Below are 17,355 nucleotides of genomic sequence, written 5' to 3'. Positions count from 1 at the left end.
AAAGATTTTAAAATTTTAAATTAATATGCACCTTCATCTCAATTCAGTTATATCGGAAGTATGAATACAAATTCAGACCAAAAACAATTTGCACCAGCAACCCAACGCAACCGTGAAGCTATTTTAGACATACTTTTACAAGTATTACCTGCGAATGGTACTATCTTAGAAATTGCCAGTGGAACAGGAGAACACGCGGTATTTTTTGCACCTCATCTAGCACCGCGAAAATGGCTACCTTCCGACCCAAACCCCTTATTACGCAACAGCATTTCCGCTTGGTCAGAAGAATTTAAAAGTGATAATCTTTACCCACCCATAGATTTAGATGCTCAGTTACCAACTTGGCCTGTGGATCAAGATACATTATCCGACTCGCCAATTACCGCTATAGTCAATATTAACATGATTCATATTTCCCCTTGGTCAGCCTGTCTAGGACTCATGGCTGGGGCTGGGCGGATTTTGCCTCCAGGTGGTATCCTTTATTTATATGGACCCTACAAACAAAATGGCCAACATACCGCACCCAGTAATGAAGCTTTTGATGAGTCGTTACAGTCACAAAACCCAGAATGGGGAGTGCGTAATTTAGAGGATGTGGTCAAAGCAGCAAAAGCTGAAAATTTGACAATGGAAAAAATTTACCAAATGCCAGCAAATAACCTGTCACTAGTATTTAAACATGACTAATGGAGGTTAGCGGACTCGAACCGCTGACATCCTGCTTGCAAAGCAGGCGCTCTACCAACTGAGCTAAACCCCCTTAAAAATTCAAAATGTTTCTTTTTTTATGAAAAAAAGGTTAATTTTAAATCTTGAAAAGATAATACACTAATATTCTGTGTTTGTAAATAGTATGACACCAGAAAATACTTTAGTTGTGGCTGCATTGTATAAATTCGTCAGTTTACCTGATTTTACCGAACTGCAAGCACCCCTCTTGTCTTTTTGTCAGCAACAAGGCATTAAAGGAACAATTTTACTAGCAAAAGAAGGTATTAACGGGACAATAGCTGGTTCACGTCAAGCCATTGATGCAGTTTTAGCATTTTTGCGTGGTGATACTCGGTTAGCAGATTTAGAACATAAAGAATCTTACACAGACACACCACCATTTGAAAGAATGAAAGTGAGGCTAAAGCGAGAAATAGTAACTTTAGGAATACCAGAAGTTGACCCGAATGAACAGGTAGGAACTTACGTTAATCCTCAAGAATGGAACGATTTAATTTCTGACCCAGAAGTAACAGTAATTGATACCCGCAATGATTATGAAGTAAGTATCGGTACCTTCAAAAGGGCAGAAAATCCTCAAACTCAAATATTCCGAGAATTTCCTGAATACGTCAGTAAAAATCTAGACCCTGAAAAACACAAAAAAGTTGCCTTATTTTGTACTGGTGGCATTCGCTGCGAAAAAGCCTCATCTTATATGCTTGCACAAGGCTTTGAAGAAGTTTATCACCTCAAAGGAGGCATTCTCAAATATTTAGAAGAAGTTCCCAGTGAAGAAAGTTTATGGGAAGGAGAATGCTTTGTATTTGATGAAAGAGTTGCGGTTCGTCATGGCTTAGAAGCAGGAAATTATGAATTATGCTTCTGTTGTGGACATCCCATTGCAGAAGACGATAAAACCTCACCCAAGTATGAAGAAGGTATTTCCTGTCCTCACTGTTTTGATAGCTTGACCGAGGAAAAAAGAACGCGACAGCAGGAAAAATGGAAACAGTACAGGTTAAATCAGGTGACAGGTGACAGGTGACAGGTGACAGGTGACAGTTTTAAAAGCCTTTCAGCGTCTGAGTTGTAGTTTTGCTTCATGTCCTAACGGCATTGTCTACGGCTATAAATCAGGTGAAAGATGAAAAGTGAAAGAGTTTCCTCCCTCCTCTGCGAACCTCTGCGTTTAATTCTTCCTAGCTAACGTCAAACCGTCAGCAATAGGAACTAAACTCAGAGTAACTCGTGAGTCTTGATGTAACTTTTGATTGAAGATACGAATCTTTTTAGTTTGATTATCTTGAACTTCAGAATCTGCAACTTTCCCAGACCACAGCACGTTATCAACGGCTATTAGCCCACCTGGTCGAATTAATTGCAGCGATCGCTCATAATAATTGTCATAGTTACCCTTATCAGCATCAATAAAGGCAAAATCAAAACTTTCCCCTTCCCCTGTTGCCAGTAAATTATCCAAAGTTTCCAAAGCTGGAGCAATACGCAAATCAATTTTATCAGCTACCCCAGCCTTTTCCCAATAACGGCGAGCAACGCTAGTAAACTCCTCACTCACATCACAGGCGACAATCTTACCATCTGCTGGTAATGCCAACGCTGTCACCAAGGAACTATAACCTGTAAAAACACCGACTTCTAAAGTCTTCTTTGCTCCCAGCAATTTAACTAACAATGCCATAAACTGTCCCTGTTCCGGGGAAATTTGCATCTGAGCCATTGGTAACTGGGCGGTTTCATGGCGCAGTTGAGTTAAAATTTCCGGTTCTCGCAAAGAAACTGCGAGTAAATAATCATACAAGTCTTGCTCTAAGCCAATTGTTTGTTTTCCCATAGCTTTTTTGATAAAAACTTTATCTGTTTTAGTGTAACCAGAACTTGCCTATTCAGAACTCCAGTAATTTTTATAATTCCTGAACTCCTTTGATTGTGTAGAGATGTTGCGTCCATAGGGAAAGCTTGAATTTATTAGCTAATTCCCCTCTAAAATTAATAAATTAGCTAAAAGTGTTCCTCACAAACATTATCACGCAACTAACTTGTGTTAAGGGGGTAAGATGAGTCGTCCAATCATTCTTGGTATTGTAGGTGACAGTGCAGCCGGAAAAACTACCCTGACCAGGGGTATTGCTCAGGTACTTGGCCCGGAGAATGTTACACTCATCTGTACTGATGATTACCACCGTTATGATCGCACGGAACGCGCAGAATTAGGTATCACAGCCCTTCACCCTGACTGCAATCATTTAGATATTATGCAGCAGCATCTCTCGCTGTTACGCACAGGACAACCCATTCTTAAACCAGTTTATAGCCACAAAACGGGATGTTTTGAAGCTCCAAAGTACATTAAACCTAGTAAATTTGTAATTATTGAAGGTTTACTTGGTTATTCTACCCGTGCAGCCCGTGATGCTTATGATGTAAAAGTGTATCTTGCACCACCAGAAAAACTCCGCGCGACCTGGAAAGTTAAGCGAGATACGCAAAAACGCGGTTATACACCAGAACAGGTATTAGCAGAATTAGAAAAACGCGAACCAGACTCAGAACAGTTTATCCGTCCCCAGCGTCAATGGTCTGATATCGTGGTGAGTTTCTATCCTCCCAACGAAAATGAGGATGAAAGCAATGGACATTTAAATGTGCGCTTGGTGTTGCGTCCCACAATTCCCCACCCAGATTTTACACAGATTATCGAAGCTGGTAATGGTGGTTCAGAATCAGCCGTGCGCTTGGGACTAGGCCGAGATATGGGTAAACCTGTGGATGTGTTGGAAGTTGACGGACACGCTACCTTGGAACAGGTGAATAAGATAGAGCATATTATGTGTTCAGATATGCCGTACTTAAAAAATATATGCGATCGCGAAATTAATCCCGAACTAGGTAAAATAGCAGGTACAACCGGAGAGACTTTACAAAGTTATCCCCTTGCACTTACCCAATTAATCATTACCTATCATATGTTGAAAGCTACGCAAATTTACCAGTAATATTTTCTGAATTAATTTGTTGAGATGTAATGAAATTGGCATAAACGACAATAATCAGAGGTGCAGCGAATGCGAAAATCTGGAAAGAAGAGCAGATTAAAATTACAAATTATCAACAAATCTGCCTTAATTCGCTTGGCTGTACTTCTTGCTATTCTTGTAATTTCCAGTATTTGGGTATGGTGGATGATGTTTTGGATGCCGGAAAAAAGCTATCAAGGACAACTTCCACCCCTAAAAACAGCAGAAATTACTCTTCAAAAATTTCTACAACAAGATTTACAAAAGCTGGCTGTTGATATTGGTATTCGGAACAATAGTCAATATAAAAAACTTAATCAGACCAAAGACTTTTTAATCACTTCTTTAACTCAAACTGGTTACGAAATTAAGCAGCAAGAATATAAAATAGATGGCAAATCTTACTACAATATCGAAGTTGAAAAAAAAGGAATCAAGAAACCAGAAGAAATAATTGTAATTGGTAGCCATTATGATTCAGCCTTTACCAGTCCCGGTGCAAATGATAATGGTACAGGTGCAGTCGCAACATTAGAACTAGCAAGAATATTTGCCAATCAAAAAACTAACCGCACTATTCGCTTTGTAGAATTCACTAATGAAGAACCGCCATTTTTCTGGACAGAAAATATGGGAAGTTTAGTATATGCCAAAAAATTGCATCAGCAAGGTGAAAAAATTGTCGCAATGCTGAGTTTAGAAACAATGGGATATTTTTCCGATCAACCAGGTAGTCAACAATATCCTTTTCCTATAGGTTTACTATATCCTAATCAGGGAAATTTTATCAGCTTTATTGGCAATATCAAATCTAGTGATTTAGTCAAGAAAACAATTGGTTCTTTTCGTCGTCATGTCCAATTTCCCTCTCAAGGAACTGCCTTACCTAGCTGGATTCCTGGTGTTGGTTGGTCAGATCAATGGTCTTTTTGGCAACAGGATTATCAGGGCATTATGGTGACAGATACTGCGCCTTATCGCTATCAATATTACCACACATCAGAAGATACTATAGATAAAGTTGATTTCGAGAAACTAGCACGAGTTGTTAATGGTTTGGTAAAAGTAATATCTGATTTAGCCGCATGATTCAATATATTAAAACCTCCCGTCTCAATATTGCTTATCACAGCTATGGTGAAATTGATTCACCAACCATAATTCTTCTGCACGGTTGGCCTGATGATGCATTAACTTGGAATGCCATTATCCCTGCATTATTAAATGCCAACTATCGCTGTATTACACCATATCTTAGAGGATTTGGTTTAACACATTTCCTAGATTCCCAAACCTTACGTAGCGGACAACTGGCAGCTTTAAGTCAAGATATCATTGAGTTTATTGAAGCTTTAAAAATCGGTTCTGTACATCTAGTAGGGCATGACTGGGGCGCACGTATTGGCTATAATATTGCCGCATTACGTCCCGATTTATTACATACTCTCACAACCTTATCCGTAGGTTATGGAACTAATAATCCTGACCAAGAATTATCGTTTTCTCAAGTGCAACAATATTGGTATCAGTGGTTCTTTGCCACAGAACGCGGAAGGAAAACCCTAGCAGCGGATAGAAGTGATTTTACGCGCCAATTATGGAAATTTTGGTGTCCTTCCTGGCGTTTTAGTGATGCTGAATTTCAGACAACTGCAAAATCATTTGCAAATCCAGACTGGGTAGATATTACCATTGATTCATACCGCAATCGTTGGGGAATTTCTCCTAATGATTCGCACTATGATACTATTCATCAAAAACTGATGACTGCACCCAAAATTAATGTACCAACAACGGTATTACATGGAGGTGCTGATGGTGCAACTTTACCAGAAACCAGCGCCAATAAAGAACAGTTCTTTTTAAAGGATTACCAGCGATTTGTCATACCAGAAGTTGGACATTTTATCCAACGAGAAGCACCTCAGATAGTTATTGAAGCCGTGCTGGATCGTGTACAAAGTAAAAAGTATAATTTAATAATCAAATATGTTGACAACAATAAATCTATGAGTAAAGATTCTACAATTATTCAATTTTATTCGGGTAAATCTGCTTATGTTCGCGGTAGAATGCTACAAGATATATGGCAACAAAATTATGAATGGTTAGAAAAAACCCATGATTACATTCAATGGTTATTTCCCCTCACAGAAAGAAGTCGTTTTAATCCTAACGCACCGATTTTAACAGATGACGATATTCAAAGTTTTCATAATAGAGAAGATTTGAAAAGGAATTTAGTTACATCTTTAAAATTGATGTTAGGTTTTTATGGTTTATCATGTCAAGAAAGCAAAGATGGGGCAATAAAAATTAAAATTGATCAATCATTTGCAGAAAGGAAAAAAGTCTGGGTACATTGGGGGAATCACAACCATTTGCGAATCACCAGAATTTTGAGAAGTTTGCATTTATTGGGTTTAGAAATATATGCTCAGGCTTTTTTTAGATGTTTGGAGGAAATATATAATTTAGAAAAAGGTGAAATTACTAAACTTACCTTTTCTCATTGGCAGGATGCACTGAGTGGTTAATAATATTTGTAGTTATACTAAAGATTAAGTTTTTAAATCTAACCTACACATTTTGATTATTGCAATATTGGATTGCTATCTATTTTTTTTTGAATTAAAATTAAGTAAATACCAATCTAAGAAGATATTTTCAAGTGCAAACATCTAAAAATCTGCCTCTTGTTTTTTTAGATACTAATGTTCTTGCTGCTTATTTACGTGGTGAGTCCCCTAGTTCCAACCTATTCTCTCAAGAAATGCTTAAACAAGTACGTCTAGCAATTAATCCCGTAGTATTACAGGAGCTTGTTTTCTTGGCAGAGGCTCATAAAAACCCTGAACTTCTGAATGAACTTCAAGAAGATGTTGCTGTAATACCTGTAAACTTGGAGAAAGCTGAGGAATATCTCCAATATGCGGCAAACCTTCGTAACCGTATAGCCCACTCAAATGATGTTTTAATCCTTAGCAGTGCCGCTGAATGTGACTACTTGGTTACTTATGATAAAGCATTGAGGTCTTTATCTACGAATAAACCTCAAGTAGTTACACCTGAACAATTACTATCTCAATTGGCAACTAAGGTCTGAAGGTTTACATTGATACGGGTGTTTTTATAGGTTATTAGTATAGACCAAAGACAAGCAAGCGATCGCACCACTATGATCAGACATAGCCTTAATTCGATAATAATGATAAATATTTTCAATAAACTTTAGTATTTTTTTAGATTTCTCTTTATGAGTCTTTTGGCTGTAATCCCTATTTTTAAGAGTTTTTACAGTTCTTCGTCTTAAGTGATGTTGACCTTGACTAATTGATCAGGTTGGGAGAAACTTACTAAATAACAGATGCAACCACTTATAAGAAAATTAATTTTTGTAAAGATTCTGAGATATATATTTTGAAAGATGGAACATTATTTAACAAATGGCAAGTTTGTTTCTAAATAGTTCCTGCGGCTAGGTCTTGACCAACTCTGCTACAGCAGTAAAGTTCAATTGTACTATCGAGGTTGGCTTTCAGAGAATGGAAACATTAGAATTCATAATTTATCCAGACGGTAGAGTACAAGAGACAGTCACTGGTATTATCGGTGCTTCTTGTGCTGAAGTAACAGCAGCAATAGAGGCTCAACTAGGACAGGTACTCATTCAAGAGCCAACCTCAGAATTTTTTGCCGCCAACAATATTCAGGAATCTGGTATAGCGAACACGCAAACCGCGTTCAGCGAATGGTAAGTTTTCCAACTAGTCAAGTTTCTACAGATTACAAACCACCATGTCACACTTTAGCCAAATTAAAACACAAATCCGTAACCTCGAATCCTTGCAGGATGCACTCTCTGACTTAGGTATAGACTGGAAACCAGGTCCTCGTGAAGTGCGCGGTTATCGTGGTCAAACCCATCCAGCCGAAGTTAGCATTGAGCAGGAAAATGGTTATGATATCGGTTTTAGATGGAATGGAAAGGAATACGAATTGGTAGCTGACCTGCAATATTGGCAGCAAGATTTGTCTGTAGATGGATTCCTGCGCCAAATTACTCAGCGTTATGCTTATCAAACAGTCATGAAAGAAACTACAAAAGTTGGCTTTCAAGTTGCTGAACAACAGAAAAATGAAGATGGTTCTATTCGCTTAGTATTACAACGCTGGAGTGCGTAATGTCCCAATTGCAGCCGTTACCAGAAGATTTAGAAATTAATCGTTCCGGTTTAGAGCCAGAATTAGGGGGTTTTTTACGAGATGAGCCAGAACGCTCTGGTTTAGAACCGGAACTGGGCGGCGTGCTGCGGCAAAAAGGCGTTTATGTAGATGAAATTACCTGTATTGGCTGTAAACATTGCGCTCATGTTGCCCGTAATACCTTTTATATTGAACCAGATTATGGGCGATCGCGCGTCATTCGCCAAGATGGTGATGCAGAAGAAGTAGTTCAAGAAGCTATAGATACCTGTCCAGTTGATTGTATTCACTGGGTTGATTACACTGAGCTAAGAAACCTAGAAGACGACCGCAAATATCAGGTTATTCCTGTAGTTGGTTATCCAGTAGATCATGCTGTCGCTACTACAGAAAAACGCCGGAAGAAACAAAAGTTAAATAAGAAACAACCATAAAATTCTACTATCAAGCAATTAACCTTTTACAAGGCTGGAATTTATCACCAGCCTTTGTTTTTTTGTAGTTTTCTTTGTCCGCAAAAAAATAATTTAAAATAGCGAGCAATTTGGCTGAAAGTTCTGTAAAATCGAAATCTAAATTAAAAAACCGTAATTATTTAGACCTTTTGCAAAAAGTTACAGTTTCCAGCAAGATTCTCAACCGTACCCTCTTGCCGACTTCTGCAAGAAGTTGATCTAATTACTCTGTCTTTAATTTGCAAACAATAAATTTGAATTTTAATTTGCTTATGTTTCGTGGATTAAGCGTACTATTCATATTTCTGAGTGTTTTGCTGATGGGTTGTTCTCCACCAACCACAGCTAAATCTCCCACTCCATTATCATCCCAAGTCCCAGCCACAACCAATCCAGGTCAAAAGCTACCAATTTCTGCTCAAGCAACAGTTCCCAATGGGACAAAAATTAACCTAGAAGTGGCACAAACACCAGAACAGCAAATGATGGGGTTGATGTATCGGCCAGCTTTACCAGATGACCAGGGAATGTTGTTTGTATTTCCCTCTGCTCAACCAGTCCAATTCTGGATGAAGAATGTACCCGTAGCTTTGGATATGGTCTTCCTTCACAAGGGAGTAATTAAGTATATTCAAACTGCTGCACCTCCCTGTATTAACGAGCCTTGTCCCACCTATGGACCGAATACACCGATAGACCAAGTAATTGAACTCAGGGCAGGACGAGCTACTGAACTAGGTTTAAAGACTGGTGATAAACTCAAAATTGAGTCTTTGAAATCCTGATGGTTCTTAGTTATTTAGTGATAGCTGGGGAGCATCTCAAATGTGTAAATTTATTTTTATCTGACCTGACAACTTATGCAGGGCATTTAATAAATAAACCGCAAAGAGGCAAAGAACGCGTTCGCGTAGCGTCCCGATAGCTTGCGTGGCGACGCAGGAGCCATAGGGATAGGAAAGAGAGCTTTAAAGGGTTTTTAAATTAGTCCCCTGATTTTTGCTTTTCTTAAGATGCACCCCATCTTTGTTGGTTCCCATACCTCACAGCCTGTTATTTATATGAAGAATTTATCAAGTTTTGATGAAGATTAGTTGTTATAAAACTATTCCGTAAAATAGCCATAATAATAGTTAAGAGTTACTATTCAAAAGTAACACTAATCACATCCAACTTTTTTTATTCCTCAGTTATAGTCCTGGCTCTGAAGTTTAGCAGCAAAAATCCTCCTTTTGACATAAGTGTAAATCGTCATCAATAGAGGAATATAAGCTATGGAATATTTGTTACTCCAAATGCGATTACATCCAGTACAAAAAAGTCAACAGGATGAAATCAATTTAACAAAAAGTCTGAAACAGTTAATGCTGCTGAAGATGGGGCAAACAAGCAGGACAGAATTTGCTTTTCTGCACACAACTCCGGCTTTAATGAAAATAAATTTTCTCTCAGAGGAATAATAAATTAGCTGTGCTAAGGTATCAATTCAGTCACAGCACAGTGACAAATAAAATACTGGCTTTAGATCATTGAGAAAAGAGGTCAAGATATATGATAATACACTCTACTCAAGGAGGTGAGATACAAATGGCACCATCGAGATATTCTCGTTTAATTAATTTTCTCCAAGAAGATTTAGCGATTTCCGCAGCTTCTTTGGCTGTAGCACTGCGTCACCGAGAGCAAGATCCTGGTTCTTTAACCATGATCCTGTGGCAGTATGGCTTGATTACTCTAGAACAGTTAGAACAAATTTATGATTGGCTAGAGACGGCATAGGTTAGCAATGTATATTGAAACAATCCATTGCTGATAACTATGATTGCAGCTAACTGTATACAAATAAAATGTGAAACGGTTGAGCTATTTGAGGAGCATTTGAGGTATGTCAAATCAACTCTGCCCTGTGCAAAGTTTGATAGAGAGAACGATAACGATTAACTCAGACAGTTTTTACTCATTGATATCCAAAATAAAAGGGCGAGTTGTTCAAATGACTCGCCCTTTTAATGTCAGGAGGCAGAAGGCAGGAGGCAGAAGGCAGGAGTCAGGAGTCAGGAGTCAGGAGTCAGGAGTCAGGAGTCAGGAGTCAGGAGTCAGGAGTCAGGAGTCAGAAGAAAAAATTAATCTTTTACTCCCTCATCTCCCCCTTGCTCCCTCATCCCCCCCTTGCTCCCTGCTCCTTTTCTTCTTCTCTGTCACCTGTCACCTGTCACCTGTCACCTGTCACCTATTTTCTTATCCAAAAACCTTCGCTGCTGCGGCTATAGCAGCACCAGGGGTAAAGTTTTCATAACCAAGTTCTGAAAGCACAACTTCTAATGATGCTATACAGCTAAGAATATCGCGATCGCTCACAAATCCCAAGTGACCAATACGGAAAATCTTATTACTCAAATGGTCTTGTCCACCAGCTAAAGCAATATCAAACCGCTTTTTCATCAACGACCGAATTTTATCCGCTTCCATTCCTGGTACAGATACAGCGGTAATGGCTGGACTAGCGCATTCATCTGCCGCAAACAGTGGTAAATTTAAAGCTTTCATTGCTGCACGAGTCGCATTCTTTTGACGTTCATGACGAGCAAAAATTGACTCCAAACCCTCTTTCTTCATCATCCCCAAGGTGGTGTGTAATGCCACAATTAAATTAACTGGGGGAGTAAAAGGAGTTGTATTTTTAGCGGTCGCTTTACGATATTTACCTAAATCTAAATAGTATTTTGGCAACTTCGCAGTTTTATAAGCTTCCCAAGCTTTAGGACTTACAGACACAAATCCTAAACCGGGGGGTATCATGTAGCCTTTTTGGGAACCAGAAGCAACTACATCCAAACCTAAAGCATCAACGGGAACATTGTATGCTCCCAAGCTGGTAACGGCATCAACAATAATTAAAGCTTCACCATGTGCTTTAACATGGTTGTTAATAGCTACTAAATCATTAATGACACCTGTGGAAGTTTCGCTGTGAGTAATGATTACAGCTTTGATTTCCTTGTTGGTGTCAGCTTGCAAGATTTCCCCAAACTTAGCAGGGTCTAAAGGTTGTCCCCATTCTGCGGTGACAGTTTCCACATTCAAACCAAAAGCTTGACCAACTTCTACCCAGCGTTCACCGAATTTACCATTAGAACCAACTAAAATGCGATCGCCTGGGGAAAGAAAATTAATTATTCCCGCTTCTACCGCACCAGTACCGCTGACATTCAGCATTAGCACATCACTTTCAGTTTGGTGCAGCCATTTGAGGTTTTCTGTCACCTCCCCCATCATATTGCTGAATTCAGCAGTACGGTGTCCAATTGGGTGCTTGGCCAATGCCAATAAGGCAGCTTCTGGAACTGGGGTTGGTCCAGGAATCATCAACATTAGCTTATTGTCCATTATCTCTATCCTAAAAATCCAATAAGAATCAAAATTGTGTGAAAATGATTAAATCCGATGGCAAATTTTAGATATTCATTTACCAATTTCGTCATCAGATTATAGTACCTGAGAGCGCGACATCTACTGTAGGTATGAATCAGAAATCAAAAGGAAAAGGTTCAAGAACAAGAAAGAGCAATTAATTTATCGCGTTTGGCTAAAGCTTGTTAGCGCAGCGTTCGCTTTGCGAATATGCTGACTGAGGGATAACCTCAATTTTATCGAAAAGGTAGTTTTTTATACCTTTATTTTAACCTTCATCAGTCACAACTTTTCCTCCAAGATGATTAAGTGACCAACGATGGTCAACTTCTACAGAGGAAGCTTGACAACTTTCCTCTAATCGCTTTTGTTGTGCCGCAGCTTTTCGCAATGTAATAATTAGCTGACTGACTTGTTGCCGTAACTCTTGGTTGTTATTTATAGCACTCATCGTCTGCTTTTCTAACAGTTGAAGTATAAGTTCGTAATGAATAGGTGCAGGTAGAGGAATTTGCTCCATGAAATTAATTTAAAATTGCCAATGTGAGATTTTAGGTTAAAAAGAGTTTTGCCTCTTATCAATTAAATTGTTACATAGGAAACAAAATTTGGTAATTGGTGATTGGTAATTGGTGATTGGTAATTGGGAAAATTACTTCCCCTGCTCCCCTGCTCCCTTGCTCCCTTGCTCCCCTGCTCCCCTGCTCCCCTGCTCCCCTGCTCTCTTCCCAGTCCTATTGACCAAAAAGATTAGTTATTGCCAGTTTCGGGTCTGGTTGTTTGACCAGCGACTCACCAATGAGTACGGCTGATGCGCCGGCTGTTTCTACTACACTTAAATCCTCTGGGTTATGAATTCCTGATTCACTAACTACTAAAATATTTCTTTCCTGTAATTGAATACCTCTATCTTTCAGTAACTGACAAGTAGTTTGCAAATCAACAGAAAAATCTTCCAGGTTGCGATTATTGATACCAATTAAAGAAACACCATCTAAGGCTAAAACTCTGTCCAGTTCTTCTAAACTATGAACTTCAATCAAAGCAGCCATTTTTAGGTTCTTGGCAATTTTGACAAAATATTGTAAATCTTGATCGCCAAGAATTGCCGCAATTAATAAAATCGCATCTGCGCCATTAACTCGCGCTAAATACATTTGATAAGGATAAATGATAAATTCCTTACATAATAATGGCAAATCTACGGCAGCACGAACTAAAGATAAATTCTCAAAACTACCTTGAAAAAATTTTTTATCTGTGAGTACAGAAAGACAACTAGCACCACCTTCTTGATAGGATTTAGCTATTTCTACGGGGTCAAAATCTGCGCGTAAAACTCCCTTACTAGGAGAAGCTTTTTTCACTTCTGCGATGAGTGCAGGTTTGGTTTTACCTTGACGAAGTGCGGCGATAAAATCACGGGTTGGCGGTGCTGCGAGGGCTTGTTTCTGCAATTCTTGCAAAGACAGCTTTTCCCGCATTTGCTCAACTTCTATCTCTTTTTGCCAAACAATTTCTTCTAAAATATGATTGGGTATTTCATCCTTTAAAATTGCTTGGAAGCGAATAATAGATACATCAATGGCTGGATTAGGTGAACGACGACGGATTTGCATTTTTTTAGGAGTTCAGGAGTTCAGGAGTTCAAGAGTTCAGGAGTTCAGGAGTCAGGAGTCAGGAGTCAGGAGTCAGGAGTCAGGAGTCAGGAGTCAGGAGAAAGAAGAACTTATTGTTCTTCCCCTGCCTCCGCACCTCCCCATCTCCCCATATTTACTGTCACCTGTCACCTGTTCCCTGTCACCTTCTTCTAACTTGCGATCGCTCGTTTGTAAGCTTCATCCAGCACTTCTGATAGTGTAGGATGGGCGTGAACTAAATAGGCGAGGTCTTTTACAGACTGACGTTGTGCAACTGCTGCGGATGCTTCGTGAATCAAATCAGAAGCGTGTAAACCGAAAATATGCACACCTAAGACTTCACCTGTATCTTTACGGTAAATCACTTTAGCGATACCATCAGCATCATTTTCTGCCAAAGCTTTAGAATTACCTTTGAAGTAGCTCTTGCTGACACCAATTTCAAATCCTTCCGCTAAACCCAATTCTTGGGCTGCTGTTTCTGTTAAACCCACATAACTCACTTCTGGATGAGTAAAGGCTGCTGCGGGAATGCTGCGATAGTCTGCTTTTTTATCTCTACCAAGGATATTTTCTACAGCAATGATACCTTGAGCAGAAGCTGCGTGTGCCAACATCATTTTACCGTTAGCATCACCAATTGCATACAGATGGGGAACTACTTCACCAGATGAAAGTACCTCCATCCCATCGTTAACCGGGATAAATTTCCGTCCATCAAGTTCCACACCCACAGAATCTAAACCAAGATTTTGGGTAGCGGGGATGCGGCCTGTAGCTACTAAGCAAGCATCAACTTCCAATACTTCTAAATCGTCTTTAGTTTGGAAATCGGCTAATTCAATCACCACTGGAGAACCAGGAATGATCCTTTTGGCGTAAATCCCGACTTTGGTTTCAATATCACGGGGAGTAATCAGAACTCGTTCCGCCAGTTTAGCAATATCGCGGTCAAATCCTGGCATTAATACATCCAGGGCTTCAATCATTGTGATTTCACAGCCCAAAGCGGTGTAAATATCAGAAAATTCCAACCCGATGTAACCACTACCAATAATTGCTATCCACTTGGGCAGAGATTCTAATTTTACCCCTTGGTCGCTGGTAAAGACTGTTTTGCCGTCTATTTCAACTCCAGGAGGAACGAAGGGGACAGAACCGGGTGAAAGAATGATATTTTGAGCCGTAATGGTTTTTTCACCGCTATCTGTAGTGATGGTGACTTTTTGCGTACCGGCTAATTTTCCCCAACCCCGGATGATATCGACTCCCAGGCGTTTGAGACTGTTGGTTAAGTCTCCTTGAATTTTAGAAACAAGATTATTGGCATGATTGGCGATCGCTTGCCGATCAAATTCTACATTACCAATCTGAATTCCCAAAGACTTGAGGTGATGGGCATTGCGTAACTCCCGCACCCTTCCAGAAGCAGCCAAAAGTGCCTTAGAAGGAATACAGCCACGGTTAACACAGGTTCCCCCCATGTCTCCTGCTTCAATAATCGCTGTTTTCAGACCATAGTTGACAGCGTGTAGGGCTGCGCCATGTCCACCTACACCTGCACCGATAATCACTAAATCGTAATCGAATCCAGAACTCACGTTAGTATCCCCGTTTTTTTAGTCTACTTATTTTTAACTTGATCTTTCACCCTTTAAAACATTTCATCCATTGCGTTAGTTTTCAGAATGGGGATGAATGAGTAAAATTATAGTTAGATTTGGATAATGAGTTTTTCTTGACATTTTGTAATTTTAGCGGTTTTTCCTCTAACTTTGAGTTTCATTACAACTCATGATTTGCATACCGACAGTAAAGGTAATATTTATCCAGCCCTAAAACTTCCACAGGCGTAGGCGTAGCCGATCAAAGTACCGCCCCATGTCTATTTCCCTATTCAGTGAATTTACCATTCGCCGTCATGCCAACGCCAAATCTTTCCAGAAAGGAGAGGCATATTATGACGTGGGTGCTGTCATTTCTGTAACCCAACGTGGGAAAAAAATGTTTCAGGCTGAAGTTGAAGGCAGTGAAGCTAAAATCTACCACGTCAATATCAATTTAAACGATGATGGGTTAACATTGGGGCGCTGCACCTGTCCTTACCACTTAGAAGGATGGTGTAAACATATTGTGGCAACGATGCTGGTTTGTGTGCGTCAGCCGGAAATTATTGAACATCGTCCCAGCTTAGAAGAACTACTCAATCGCCTAGATCATATCCAAACCCAAAAGCTGCTGCGAGAGTTGGTAGCAGAACATCCGCAAATACTAGAAGCGATAGATCAACAAGTCAGTTGGATGACAAATCCCATATCTGTGGGAAAACCTGCCAAATCAGAGATTACCATTGATATAGTTCCCTTTTGCCAGCAAGTACGTCAAATTCTCCGAGATGGTGTGCGGGATTTGGAATACGGCTGTGAGGAAGACCCAATTACTGAAGACTTGCTGAAGTTGGTCAACATTGCGGTAGATTATTGCGAACGTGGAGAAGGACATAATGCGATCGCAATTTTGGCAGCTATAACCGCTACCTGTGTAGAAAAATGGGATGAAGTAGCCGAATACGGCGCAGAAAATCATGAAATTGTTCAAGAATTAAATTACGCTTGGTCTGAAGCAATTCTTTCTACTGAACTTAACCCAGAAGAAAAAGTAGATATCCAAGTCAATTTGGAAACATGGCAAAATGAATGGAATGCAGATTTTTCCATGAGTTTAGAAGCCTTATATCAAGATTGGGATGAACCAGCATTAATACAGGTGCTGATGGGAAACATCACTCCCAGAGGAATTTGGACAGGAAAAGCCCCCGAATTTGCAGATCATTTAGCCTTGATTCGTCTAAAAATATTAGAAAGGCAAGAACGCTATCAAGAATATTTATATTTAGCAGAAGCAGAAGGGCAAGTTCAACATTATCTAGCCATGTTAGGGCGTTTAGGCAAAGTTGACGAAGCAATGCAAGCAGCCCAAACCCAGATGAAAAGAATGGAACAGGCTTTTGCTTTAGCGAAAACTTTAGCAGAACAGGGAAAATTAAACCAGGCTTTAGAAATTGCTAAAACAGGATTAAACTTACCAGGAACTTGTCAATTTGAACTAGGAATCTGGACAAGTGATTTAGCAGAAAAATTGGGAGATAATCCAGCCAACTTATTAGCAACTAAGGCGATTTTACAAATTCAACCATCATTAGCAGATTACCAAAAAATCAAAACCTTGGCTGGTGAAGATTGGGAAAACGAGAAATTAGATTTATTAAAAATTCTCCGCACTTATAAAGGTTGGGGTTCAGAAGCAGCCAAAGTAGATATATTTTTAGATGAGGGACTAATTGATGATGCAATTAAGATTGTCAGTGAACTGGATGCTTATCATAGCGATTTAATTCACAAAGTCATGACCGCTGCTATTCCTCATAATCCTGGTTGGGTAATTGCAAATGCTCGTCGTCGTGCTGATTTGATTATGGATGCAAGTAAGGCACAATATTATAGTGACGCAGTTGATTGGCTAAAACAAGCAAAAGCAGCTTATTTAGCATCTGGAAGAAAAGCAGATTGGGTAAAATATCGGGAAAAGCTAACCCTAGTTCACGGACGTAAGCGTAAATTGATGGGATTGTTAAAAGAACGGGGTTTGGGGTGAAGAGTAAATATTTGATAAACTAGACATCTCCAGAAAAGAATGTAGAGACATTCCATGGAACGTCTCTAACAGGGTTCTGGGAAACGCATATTTAATTTTCGGAGATGTCTACTAATTAGGGCTTGCTGTTGACTTACAAAAACAAATTTGTCATTGTTTTGCAAATTGGATAAATAAGTATCACCCACATTTATTTCTGAATTTAAATCTAGAACCATGTCTGAAAGCGTAATA

The 17,355-nt window shown here is 39.4% G+C and carries 18 protein-coding genes and 1 tRNA gene; 13 read left to right on the top strand and 6 right to left on the bottom strand.

Going from position 1 to position 17,355, the window contains the following annotated elements; all coding sequences use genetic code 11:
* Window positions 1-60: 60 nt before the first annotated feature.
* Window positions 61-693, top strand: coding sequence for a DUF938 domain-containing protein (locus ACLLO5_RS15235; protein WP_413171355.1), 633 nt, complete (start codon window positions 61-63; stop codon window positions 691-693).
* Here the strand turns inward: ACLLO5_RS15235 and ACLLO5_RS15230 are convergent.
* A tRNA-Ala gene (locus ACLLO5_RS15230) sits at window positions 694-766 on the bottom strand.
* Window positions 767-859: 93 nt separating this feature from the next.
* Here ACLLO5_RS15230 and ACLLO5_RS15225 point away from each other — a divergent pair.
* Window positions 860-1,765, top strand: coding sequence for a rhodanese-related sulfurtransferase (locus tag ACLLO5_RS15225; protein WP_413171354.1), 906 nt, complete (start codon window positions 860-862; stop codon window positions 1,763-1,765).
* A 144-nt stretch (window positions 1,766-1,909) separates the two neighbouring features.
* Here the strand turns inward: ACLLO5_RS15225 and ACLLO5_RS15220 are convergent, their stop codons facing one another.
* Window positions 1,910-2,572: a class I SAM-dependent methyltransferase gene (locus ACLLO5_RS15220; protein ID WP_413171353.1), complete on the bottom strand. Its 663-nt coding sequence runs from the start codon at window positions 2,570-2,572 to the stop codon at window positions 1,910-1,912.
* A 223-nt stretch (window positions 2,573-2,795) separates the two neighbouring features.
* On the opposite strand from ACLLO5_RS15220, the gene ACLLO5_RS15215 reads away from it, so the two are divergent.
* The 10 genes from ACLLO5_RS15215 (at window position 2,796) to ACLLO5_RS15170 (ending at window position 10,195) form a co-directional block, all read left to right on the top strand.
* On the top strand, window positions 2,796-3,734 hold the full coding sequence (locus ACLLO5_RS15215) for a phosphoribulokinase (protein WP_413171352.1): 939 nt from the start codon (window positions 2,796-2,798) through the stop codon (window positions 3,732-3,734).
* Between the two features lie 69 nt (window positions 3,735-3,803).
* On the top strand, window positions 3,804-4,844 hold the full coding sequence (locus ACLLO5_RS15210; RefSeq protein WP_413171351.1) for a M28 family peptidase: 1,041 nt from the start codon (window positions 3,804-3,806) through the stop codon (window positions 4,842-4,844).
* Window positions 4,841-6,292, top strand: coding sequence for an alpha/beta fold hydrolase (locus ACLLO5_RS15205; RefSeq protein WP_413171350.1), 1,452 nt, complete (start codon window positions 4,841-4,843; stop codon window positions 6,290-6,292). Before ACLLO5_RS15210 ends, ACLLO5_RS15205 begins: the two co-directional genes overlap by 4 nt.
* Before the next feature lie 134 nt (window positions 6,293-6,426).
* Window positions 6,427-6,861 carry a type II toxin-antitoxin system VapC family toxin gene (locus ACLLO5_RS15200; protein WP_413171349.1) on the top strand — a complete coding sequence of 145 codons (435 nt, stop codon included), beginning with the start codon at window positions 6,427-6,429 and terminating at the stop codon, window positions 6,859-6,861.
* A gap of 439 nt (window positions 6,862-7,300) precedes the next feature.
* The gene (locus tag ACLLO5_RS15195) at window positions 7,301-7,513 is read left to right on the top strand and encodes a DUF2997 domain-containing protein (protein ID WP_413171348.1); all 213 of its coding nucleotides are present in this window, start codon (window positions 7,301-7,303) and stop codon (window positions 7,511-7,513) included.
* 40 nt (window positions 7,514-7,553) lie between these two features.
* The gene (locus ACLLO5_RS15190) at window positions 7,554-7,940 is read left to right on the top strand and encodes a DUF1257 domain-containing protein (protein WP_413171347.1); all 387 of its coding nucleotides are present in this window, start codon (window positions 7,554-7,556) and stop codon (window positions 7,938-7,940) included.
* Window positions 7,940-8,395, top strand: a complete 456-nt coding sequence (locus tag ACLLO5_RS15185) for a ferredoxin (RefSeq protein WP_413171346.1) — start codon at window positions 7,940-7,942, stop codon at window positions 8,393-8,395. The genes ACLLO5_RS15190 and ACLLO5_RS15185 overlap by 1 nt, the downstream gene beginning before the upstream one ends.
* A 293-nt stretch (window positions 8,396-8,688) precedes the next feature.
* Window positions 8,689-9,201 carry a DUF192 domain-containing protein gene (locus ACLLO5_RS15180; RefSeq protein ID WP_413171345.1) on the top strand — a complete coding sequence of 171 codons (513 nt, stop codon included), beginning with the start codon at window positions 8,689-8,691 and terminating at the stop codon, window positions 9,199-9,201.
* 489 nt (window positions 9,202-9,690) lie between these two features.
* Window positions 9,691-9,876: a hypothetical protein gene (locus ACLLO5_RS15175; RefSeq protein WP_413171344.1), complete on the top strand. Its 186-nt coding sequence runs from the start codon at window positions 9,691-9,693 to the stop codon at window positions 9,874-9,876.
* 91 nt (window positions 9,877-9,967) lie between these two features.
* Window positions 9,968-10,195 carry a DUF2949 domain-containing protein gene (locus ACLLO5_RS15170; RefSeq protein ID WP_413171343.1) on the top strand — a complete coding sequence of 76 codons (228 nt, stop codon included), beginning with the start codon at window positions 9,968-9,970 and terminating at the stop codon, window positions 10,193-10,195.
* A 459-nt stretch (window positions 10,196-10,654) separates the two neighbouring features.
* On the opposite strand, the gene ACLLO5_RS15165 is transcribed toward ACLLO5_RS15170, so the two are convergent.
* The 4 genes from ACLLO5_RS15165 to lpdA form a co-directional block, all read right to left on the bottom strand.
* Window positions 10,655-11,803 carry a pyridoxal-phosphate-dependent aminotransferase family protein gene (locus tag ACLLO5_RS15165; RefSeq protein ID WP_413171342.1) on the bottom strand — a complete coding sequence of 383 codons (1,149 nt, stop codon included), beginning with the start codon at window positions 11,801-11,803 and terminating at the stop codon, window positions 10,655-10,657.
* 292 nt (window positions 11,804-12,095) lie between these two features.
* Window positions 12,096-12,347, bottom strand: a complete 252-nt coding sequence (locus ACLLO5_RS15160; protein WP_413171341.1) for a DUF5340 domain-containing protein — start codon at window positions 12,345-12,347, stop codon at window positions 12,096-12,098.
* A gap of 214 nt (window positions 12,348-12,561) precedes the next feature.
* Window positions 12,562-13,446, bottom strand: coding sequence for an indole-3-glycerol phosphate synthase TrpC (gene trpC, locus ACLLO5_RS15155; protein ID WP_413171340.1), 885 nt, complete (start codon window positions 13,444-13,446; stop codon window positions 12,562-12,564).
* A gap of 191 nt (window positions 13,447-13,637) precedes the next feature.
* Complete coding sequence (gene lpdA, locus ACLLO5_RS15150; protein WP_413171339.1) at window positions 13,638-15,068, bottom strand: dihydrolipoyl dehydrogenase; 1,431 nt, start codon at window positions 15,066-15,068, stop codon at window positions 13,638-13,640.
* A 280-nt stretch (window positions 15,069-15,348) separates the two neighbouring features.
* Between lpdA and ACLLO5_RS15145 the strand changes: the two genes are divergently transcribed.
* Entirely contained in the window at window positions 15,349-17,121 is a 1,773-nt protein-coding gene (locus ACLLO5_RS15145) for an SWIM zinc finger family protein (protein ID WP_413171338.1), read from the top strand.
* The last annotated feature ends 234 nt before the right edge of the window (window positions 17,122-17,355 follow it).

Source organism: Anabaena azotica SJ-1 (assembly GCF_047275885.1).
Taxonomy (GTDB): domain Bacteria; phylum Cyanobacteriota; class Cyanobacteriia; order Cyanobacteriales; family Nostocaceae; genus Trichormus_B; species Trichormus_B azotica_A.
This window is presented reverse-complemented; position numbering and strand designations above follow the sequence as displayed.

Excerpts from the sequence above, each read along its gene's own strand:
- ACLLO5_RS15235 (WP_413171355.1), top strand. The coding sequence starts at position 61 with ATGAATACAAATTCAGACCAAAAACAATTTGCACCAGCAACCCAACGC.
- ACLLO5_RS15225 (WP_413171354.1), top strand. The coding sequence starts at position 860 with ATGACACCAGAAAATACTTTAGTTGTGGCTGCATTGTATAAATTCGTC.
- ACLLO5_RS15220 (WP_413171353.1), bottom strand. The coding sequence starts at position 2,572 with ATGGGAAAACAAACAATTGGCTTAGAGCAAGACTTGTATGATTATTTA.
- ACLLO5_RS15215 (WP_413171352.1), top strand. The coding sequence starts at position 2,796 with ATGAGTCGTCCAATCATTCTTGGTATTGTAGGTGACAGTGCAGCCGGA.
- ACLLO5_RS15210 (WP_413171351.1), top strand. The coding sequence starts at position 3,804 with ATGCGAAAATCTGGAAAGAAGAGCAGATTAAAATTACAAATTATCAAC.
- ACLLO5_RS15205 (WP_413171350.1), top strand. The coding sequence starts at position 4,841 with ATGATTCAATATATTAAAACCTCCCGTCTCAATATTGCTTATCACAGC.
- ACLLO5_RS15195 (WP_413171348.1), top strand. The coding sequence starts at position 7,301 with ATGGAAACATTAGAATTCATAATTTATCCAGACGGTAGAGTACAAGAG.
- ACLLO5_RS15190 (WP_413171347.1), top strand. The coding sequence starts at position 7,554 with ATGTCACACTTTAGCCAAATTAAAACACAAATCCGTAACCTCGAATCC.
- ACLLO5_RS15185 (WP_413171346.1), top strand. The coding sequence starts at position 7,940 with ATGTCCCAATTGCAGCCGTTACCAGAAGATTTAGAAATTAATCGTTCC.
- ACLLO5_RS15180 (WP_413171345.1), top strand. The coding sequence starts at position 8,689 with ATGTTTCGTGGATTAAGCGTACTATTCATATTTCTGAGTGTTTTGCTG.
- ACLLO5_RS15175 (WP_413171344.1), top strand. The coding sequence starts at position 9,691 with ATGGAATATTTGTTACTCCAAATGCGATTACATCCAGTACAAAAAAGT.
- ACLLO5_RS15170 (WP_413171343.1), top strand. The coding sequence starts at position 9,968 with ATGATAATACACTCTACTCAAGGAGGTGAGATACAAATGGCACCATCG.
- ACLLO5_RS15165 (WP_413171342.1), bottom strand. The coding sequence starts at position 11,803 with ATGGACAATAAGCTAATGTTGATGATTCCTGGACCAACCCCAGTTCCA.
- ACLLO5_RS15160 (WP_413171341.1), bottom strand. The coding sequence starts at position 12,347 with ATGGAGCAAATTCCTCTACCTGCACCTATTCATTACGAACTTATACTT.
- trpC (WP_413171340.1), bottom strand. The coding sequence starts at position 13,446 with ATGCAAATCCGTCGTCGTTCACCTAATCCAGCCATTGATGTATCTATT.
- ACLLO5_RS15145 (WP_413171338.1), top strand. The coding sequence starts at position 15,349 with ATGTCTATTTCCCTATTCAGTGAATTTACCATTCGCCGTCATGCCAAC.